Consider the following 7662-nt stretch of genomic DNA (forward strand, 5'->3'; position numbering starts at 1 on the left):
TCATTTCCTCCTTAAACGCCGTCAAAAGATCATCGTCTGCTGGCGCATGTAGATACTGAGTAAAATCCCCATCCCCATCATATTGGTCGTCAAGGCGCTGACGCCGTAGCTCATGAAGGGCAGCGGAATCCCCGTGACCGGCATGATGCCGCAGGTCATACCGACGTTGACCAAAATCTGGAAGGCCCACATCGATACGACGCCCGTGGCCAGCATCATGCCAAAGCTGTCTTTACATTCTTTGGCAATCATGATGCCCCGGTAGATGAGGATAAAATACAGGAATAACAGAAAGATACAGCCTAAAAAGCCCAGTTCTTCACCGATAACCGAAAAGATGAAGTCCGTGTGGTTTTCCGGCAAAAAGTTCAATTGGCTCTGGGTCCCCTGGAACAGGCCCTTGCCAAAGAGCATGCCCGAACCGATGGCAATCTTGGACTGGATGATGTGATACCCGGCCCCGAAAGGATCGGCGTTGGGGTTAAGGAATACCGTAATACGAGACTTTTGGTAGTCCTTCAAAAAATGCCAGCCTACCGGTGCCAGGACGACGCCGGCTAAAAAGACGTTCCGCAAGAGGGACATCTTGATGCGGCCGACAAAGAGCATGCCCAAGGTGATGGCCAAAAAGACGAGACTGGTCCCCAGGTCAGGCTGTTTCAAGACCAAGAGGAAGGGAATCCCGACGAAGAGGCCGATGGGAAGCACCTGCCGCCACTTATTAAGCTGGCCTACGCGGTCGCTGAGGATAGCTGCCGTGCAGATGATCATGATGAGCTTGGAAAACTCTGACGGCTGCAGGGTAATCGGTCCCAACTGAATCCATCGCTGAGCCCCGAGGGCTGACGTACCGACGAACATGACGGCTACCAGCATCAGCAGGTTAATGACATATAAAGGTTTCGCGTACTTTTTTAACTTCGTATAGTCAAAGCGGCTGAAAAAGATGACAATCATGAAATCGACGACGAAGGCTGTGCCCTGCTTGATGACGAAGTCATAATTGATAGCCCCTTTATTGATATGCGTCGCACTGCCGATAATAGCCAGGCTGATGCAGACGATGAAAAAGCTCACAATGAGCATAACTTTATCTAAATTCTTCCATTCACGTTTAATAAACATTTCCCTCTCCTATCGACGATAGTGGCGCCAATTCCGGCATTCCTGCCGTCGGCGCCGCACCGATAAGCCTGATGTATCATCCGCACCGGCTGTACGGCGCGGCAAGAGACCGATCAATTCGGCCTGATCAATGGCCGTCCTCTTTTCGAGCCAGTCCGCCGTTTTGGCCAAAGCCTGGAAAAACGGCAGCTGATCCGATGCTTTATGAATTTCCCCCTGACCGGCTGCCAGGTCGATGCCCTCATCATGGGGCAAAATACCGGCAACGGTTTTCCGATTCAGATAGGCCATGGCATCCGTCGGTGAGATGACGCCGTCGGCAAAAAAGTTATTGAGGATGACGTCATAGTGAAACCGCTTCTGCTTCATGCAGTACTGAATGACCCGTTGGGCATCGTGGAGTGACGACGGCGACGGTTCAACGACGAATAAGATCTGGTCGGCCAAAGCCGTCGCAGCCCGGTAGGCCTCATCGCGGCCGGGCGGACAGTCGACAAAGGCGAAATCGTATTCACCGGCCAGGGATTCTAAGACGTAGTGAAAGGACGGAATATCGACCTTTTCCCAAGTCCGTTTCTGACTGGCCGGCAGGACGTCAAGGCCGGGAGCAATCGAAACCAGGGCCTGCCGGGGAAGGCATTTCCCGCGGGCAGCCTGACTGGCGTCGAACTTTACCGCCTCATCCATGCCGAAGAGTAAATCAAGGTTGCGCAATCCCATGTCCGCATCGGCAGCCAGCACCCGATAGCCACGGCGCTGGAGCAATACGGAAAGAGAAGCTGTAATCAAAGTTTTGCCGACGCCTCCCTTACCAGAAGCAATCGCGATGAGTCGAGACATGGAATTACCACCCTTTCTGAAACACTATGGATCAATTATTTTGAGCAGCCGCTTTCTGGCCGCTGCCGGTCTGATTGGCAGTCCCTTGCGCACCGTTGGCGTTGTTCGCAGCCCCTTCGGCATAAGCGCCGAGATGGAAGAATTCTTCCAGCATGGATCGGACGATCGGCCCTGCCGAAACGGACCCGAAACCACCTTGTTCTACCAAGACGGCGATGACGATGCGAGGATGTTCATACGGTGCATAGGCGACGAACCAGCCGTGGTCCGTACCGCCGAAGTTTTCCGCCGTCCCCGTTTTACCGGCGACCTGGATGGGGAATCCGGCAAACAGGGAGCCTGCTGTCCCTGATTCTTCAGCAACGTTGCGCATCCCTTCGCGGACGAGATCGAGGGTCGATTTAGAAACGGGCAGCGTCCCTGTCTGTTCCGGCGCAAAGATCTTATAAGGCGTCCCGTCGAGATTATCGATACGGCTGACGATAAACGGCCGATACTGGATGCCGCCGTTAGCGACTTCACTGACGATCATGGCCGCCTGGAGAGGCGTAACCAACTGGAAGCCCTGGCCGATAGCGGAGTTGAACGTATCCCCTAAGTACCAGTCTTCGTGGAAGGTCTTCATCTTATATTCTTCACTGGCGACAAGACCCGACGCTTCACCGCGAAGAGCGATGCCGGTCTTCTTGCCCATGCCGAACATGTCGGCATATTTAGCCAATTCATCAATACCGACGCGGCGGCCCATTTCATAGAAATAGACGTTATCCGACTTTGCCAGGGCTTCGACGAAGTTGATCCAGCCCAAGGCTTCCCCGCCGGCATTTCGCATATCGACTAACCAGTGGCGCCCGCTGTCGAAGATCATTTCATCAGGCGTAACTTTTTTCAATTCCAAAGCTGCCGAACCGGTAATGAGCTTAAAGGTAGAGCCCGGCGGATATTCACCGGCAATGACCCGGTTTTCCATAGGATGGTTGGGGTCGTCGTTGATCATGGCCCATTCCTTTTCCGTAATGCCCCGGGTAAACCAGTTGGGGTCATAAGCGGGCCGGCTGGCCATGGCCAAAACAGCCCCCGTATTGGGGTCGATGGCAACGGCGGCAATGCCGTGGGTACCGACGCCGTTGGCAATCTGGCGGTCCATGGCCTGTTCCGTCGCTTCCTGTAAATTGAGGTCCAGGGTCAGGTGCATATTGTGACCGGCCACCGGTTCTTTTCGTTCCATTTCCGTAACCGGACTGCCGGCAGCATCGACTTCGACCTGACGGCCGCCGTCCTGCCCGCGCAGGAGGTCGTCGTAATAGGCTTCAAGGCCTGCCCGGCCGATCTGGGTGATATTGGAGACACCTTCAACGCCTTCGAGCCGTTTGGCATCTTCTTCATCGATCTGACCGACGTAGCCGAAAACCTGAGCCGCCATCGTCTTATAAGGATAATAGCGAATCGGCTGTACTTCGACGGAAACGCCGGGCAGGTCGTTGCGCTGTTCTTCAATCTTCGTGACGATGTCCTGGGTAAGGTCATTAGCCAAAACCGTCGGGACGTAGGAACTCTTGACTTTTTGAATCTTATCGCGCAGTTTATCCTCCGGTATATTGAGGATACCCGACAGTTTCGCCAGTTCTTCATCGCTCATGCCGCCCTTGGGCGGAACGTAAGTGGCCATGAAGCTCGGCCGCGAGCCGACCAAAATCTGTCCGTTGCGGTCGTACATGATGCCGCGCATGGCCGCAATGGGGATGGCCCGTAGGCGGTTCCCTTCGGCCAGAGAATGATAATATTCACCGGCAAAGAGCTGTAAATAGACGAGCCGGCTGACAAGAATAATAAAAATCGCAATGACCACCCAGTAGAGATACCGGAAGCGGCCATCTTGATTCTTCTTTTTTAATAACGCTTCAAGCATGTATCTGTGTCTCCTTTAGTTACCAGCGATAACCCGGAAAGCCATAAAAGGTATCGGACCGGCGCAGGCGCCAGACGACATGGTCCACGGGCAAGGCCAAGATTCCGTGATAAACGAGTACGGGTATACTGAATTCCAATAAATACGCCGCCACATTGATGTACTGGCCGGCCAGAAACAGGAAGCCGCAGGTCAGGATAAGGCCCGCTTCCGTCGCCCCGAGGACGATGAGCAGGGTCAAAATCCACTGATCCTTATCGATATTGCGGCCGAGATAGCTGCAAACAAGGGTGACAATGAGATACACCAAGAGGTGCATGCCAAAGAAATTCCCAATGATGACATCTTGGCAAAAACCGCCTAGGAGTGCCGTCGCAATGCCGACGCGCTGGCCGTGATGGAGGGCCATAAGGACGACGAAGACGAAGATGAGATTGGGCTGGCTGACACCGTTAAAGATAAAAGGCAAGACCGCAGCCTGCAAAATAAAGACGATGAAGGCTGTGATGATACAGTTCATTTTCTTCATAAGGCCGCAGCTCCTTTGATGCCTTCCACCTTGTCGCGATTCGTCTGCGGTACGAGTTTCGGCGTTACATCCGGTTTTTCATAAGAGCCGGTGTCAGCCGATTTCAAAATGACGAAGACTTCTTCTAATTTCGAGAAATCGACGCCGGGACGAATGACGGCATATTTTACGAAATCATTTTCATTCTGATGAATCGATACGATGGTGCCGATATAGAGGCCCTTCGGGTAGATGGAGCCGAAGCCCGACGTGACCAGCGTATCCCCTTCGAGGATATCGGCATCTTTAGCGATATTGACGAACTGCGGTTCCGTCGGCACATTACCGTTGCCGCGGACGACAGACGATACGCGAGATTCCGGCCGCTGAACGATGGCCCCGATACTGGTCCGGGGGTCGGTCATGAGCTGTACCCGAGACGAATGCGGATAGACGTCACTGATAAAGCCGACGACACCGGCCGGGGTAATGACAGGCATATTCTTTTCTACACCTTCCCCGCTGCCGACATCGATGATCATCGTATTGGTCCAAGTCCCGTAATCACGGGAAATGACCGAGCCTGCCAAGAGCTGATACTGGCTGTGGCTCGATTTAAAATCGAGGAGTGCCCGCAGGCGGTCATTTTCAGCGACGACTTCATCGTAGTCGACGGTCCGGCTTTTCAGGTCGGCATTTTCTTTTTCCAGCGATTCCCATTCAATGCGGTTCTTCAAACTGACGTCGACGATGTGAATGTTGGAAGCCAGGACATCCATGATGCTGCTGGCACCGTATTCAAAAGGCGACATGATCGTCATCAAAGGCTTCGTAATAAAAGGCAGGGAATCGCGCTGGCGCCAAGCCCAGCCTACGACAGCAATGATGATGAATAAGACGAGTACGAAGACGACGCTTCTTTTACCGAACGAAAACAATTTTAAAATCTCCTCCTATATATGCGCTGCGCCCCTTCAATGAGGGCCGATAACTTTTCACGATCGTTGATGGCAATCCCCGTGCCCCTGGCCACGGCCAGTTCCGGTTCGGCTGCCATCAATACGGGAACGCCCAGTTCCTGCGTAAAGAACTGATCCATCCCCTTGAGCTTAGCACCGCCGCCGGTGAGGACGATGCCGTGTTCCATAATATCGGCAGCCAATTCTGGCGGCGTCTCGCGCAGGACGTCTTTGACGACGTCGAGAATCTTCACCAAGGGCTTGCCAATGACATGATAGAGTTCACTCGATTTGACGGCCACTTCGCGCTGCAGGCCGTCATCGAGGCCGCGGGCCATGAAATAATAGCCCCTGTCTTCGAGGGGCAGGACGGCCGAGCCGTTGGTGACCTTCATCTCTTCGATGGTCGTATCGTCAGTGACGACGTCGTACTGATAGCGCAGATAGTCACGAATGGCGGCATTGAAATCGAGGCTGCCTAAATGAAGCGATTTAGAGACGACGATGCCGCCTAGGGACAGCATGGCCACATTGGTCGTACCGCCGCCGATGTCGATGACCATATTGCCGACAGGGTCGTAGACGGGCAGATTGACGCCGAGAGCCGCCGCAGCCGCCGTTTCAATAACGAAGGCTTCTTTGGCACCGGCCTGGTAAACCGCTTCCATGACGGCTCTTTTTTCAACGTTCGAAGCTGCCGACGGCACGCCGATCATGATGCGCAGGCGCTGAACGCTGCGGACGCACTTGCTGAGGATGTAGCCCAGCATGGTCCGGGTTACGCTGTAATCGGCAATGACACCGTGCACCAAGGGACGATGGAGCTTAACCGTCTCAGGAGAGCGTGACAGTAAGTCCTCAGCCGAGCGGCCGACAGCAATCATCTTGCTGTTTCGCTCGTCCGTCGCCATGACCGACGGCTCGGACAAAACGACGCCCCGGCCTTCGACATAGACTTGGACCGTAGACGTCCCTAAATCGATGCCTATATTTTTAGTTAATGGAGAAAAAATCGAAGCCATAACAAATAATCCCTTCTATTCCTTTCATATATGCTGTCATACGTAAACAGCCATTCATTGCTTATTTTACCACATAGCGCAAACTTTCGCATTAGCAAATTTCCATAGAATAGAGAAACGGGACCGCCCTTTGGGGGACAGCCCCGTTTGATTCATAACCCTTGTATTTTACTGTTGCTGTATCTTTAACCCGGCACGCTGAAGAGCCATGATAATCGGCGTAACGATCAGCCCGGAAACGACAGCTTCGGGAATCCCGTTGACGGCGGTAATGCCGAGCATGATGTTGATGACGTTCATGAAGGGAATCCCTTGGGCTTCGGCATAAGGAACACCGACGAGGGCCGTAAAGGAACCCAGGAAGAGGACCGTATGGATCACCGTCGTCACGACAGCCGTCACGGCCACGCGCACGACTTCGCGCGTCTTCAAACGGCGGTACAATTCATAAGCAATGAGGCCGATAAGAATCCGCGGTACGATACAAATAAAGGCGTCGGCAACGACGTTGTACTGCACGGCAAACAAGAGCAGTGCGCTCGGAGCCTGCAGGGATCGGATAAAAGAAAAAATCCCGAACATAAAGCCGACAATCATCCCGACCTTACGACCTGCCGATAGACTGCCGATGATCGTAGGAATGTGAAGAATCGTCGCATTCATAATAACCAGCGGAATGAATCCGTAGCCGGTTATGCCCAGAAAAATCGTAATAGCCGATAAAAAAGCGGCAATGGTCAATTGGCGGACCGACAAAAACGTCTGCTGTGTCGGTACCGTGTCCCTTTGTTTTACCATGATACTCCCCCGTTCTCGTTCTTTCCCAAGATACAAGTCGCACTGCATATAAAAACACGGCCGGTCTCCGCCGGTACCAGTCCGTTTCCGGTACCCATCCAGCGTAAAAAAATGGACCCGCCTTTGTGTCATGCGTAGTATAGCACACTGGGAAGTCCTTGACAATAGGTTTTTCAAATATTGTGAATTTTTGCACGAATATCCTTTTAAAGGCCAATTTTCAGTTGACCCACAGCCAATAAACGTGATAGAATGGACAAGTACTTGCGAGTGTGGCGGAATGGCAGACGCACTAGACTTAGGATCTAGCGTCTTACGACGTAAGGGTTCAAGTCCCTTCACTCGCACCAAAAAGACAACCATGCAGATTAGCACGGTTGTCTTTTTTTGTTGCCATCACAAAATCGAGTGTCTTTGACCCCATTTTGACCCCTGCAACAAAAATTGATAAGGTATAATATTTTTCGCAAAATAAAATAAAGACATGAATCTCCCCATTTG

General features: G+C 52.8%; 7 protein-coding genes and 1 tRNA gene. 1 reads left to right on the forward strand and 7 read right to left on the reverse strand.

From position 1 onward, the window contains the following. Positions 1 to 21 precede the first annotated feature (21 nt). The 7 genes from rodA to QZQ46_RS03820 form a co-directional block, all read right to left on the reverse strand. On the reverse strand, positions 22 to 1125 hold the full coding sequence (rodA, locus tag QZQ46_RS03790) for a rod shape-determining protein RodA (RefSeq protein WP_296826964.1): 1104 nt from the start codon (positions 1123 to 1125) through the stop codon (positions 22 to 24). Between the two features lie 9 nt (positions 1126 to 1134). Continuing rightward, positions 1135 to 1965: an AAA family ATPase gene (locus QZQ46_RS03795; RefSeq protein ID WP_296826965.1), complete on the reverse strand. Its 831-nt coding sequence runs from the start codon at positions 1963 to 1965 to the stop codon at positions 1135 to 1137. 31 nt (positions 1966 to 1996) lie between these two features. Beyond that, positions 1997 to 3874 (reverse strand): penicillin-binding protein 2, encoded by a 1878-nt coding sequence (gene mrdA / locus QZQ46_RS03800; RefSeq protein ID WP_296826968.1) that lies wholly within the window; start codon positions 3872 to 3874, stop codon positions 1997 to 1999. 19 nt (positions 3875 to 3893) lie between these two features. Beyond that, on the reverse strand, positions 3894 to 4403 hold the full coding sequence (gene mreD / locus QZQ46_RS03805) for a rod shape-determining protein MreD (protein WP_296826970.1): 510 nt from the start codon (positions 4401 to 4403) through the stop codon (positions 3894 to 3896). After that, positions 4400 to 5320: a rod shape-determining protein MreC gene (gene mreC, locus QZQ46_RS03810; RefSeq protein WP_296826972.1), complete on the reverse strand. Its 921-nt coding sequence runs from the start codon at positions 5318 to 5320 to the stop codon at positions 4400 to 4402. The genes mreD and mreC overlap by 4 nt, the downstream gene beginning before the upstream one ends. Before the next feature lie 2 nt (positions 5321 to 5322). Beyond that, complete coding sequence (locus QZQ46_RS03815) at positions 5323 to 6363, reverse strand: rod shape-determining protein (protein WP_296826974.1); 1041 nt, start codon at positions 6361 to 6363, stop codon at positions 5323 to 5325. A 168-nt stretch (positions 6364 to 6531) separates the two neighbouring features. Next, the gene (locus QZQ46_RS03820; protein WP_296826976.1) at positions 6532 to 7161 is read right to left on the reverse strand and encodes an ECF transporter S component; all 630 of its coding nucleotides are present in this window, start codon (positions 7159 to 7161) and stop codon (positions 6532 to 6534) included. Positions 7162 to 7427: 266 nt separating this feature from the next. Here QZQ46_RS03820 and QZQ46_RS03825 point away from each other — a divergent pair. After that, positions 7428 to 7511: transfer RNA gene (locus QZQ46_RS03825), tRNA-Leu, on the forward strand. Positions 7512 to 7662 lie beyond the last annotated feature (151 nt).

This window comes from uncultured Megasphaera sp. (assembly GCF_900539295.1).
Classification (GTDB): Bacteria; Bacillota; Negativicutes; order Veillonellales; family Megasphaeraceae; genus Megasphaera.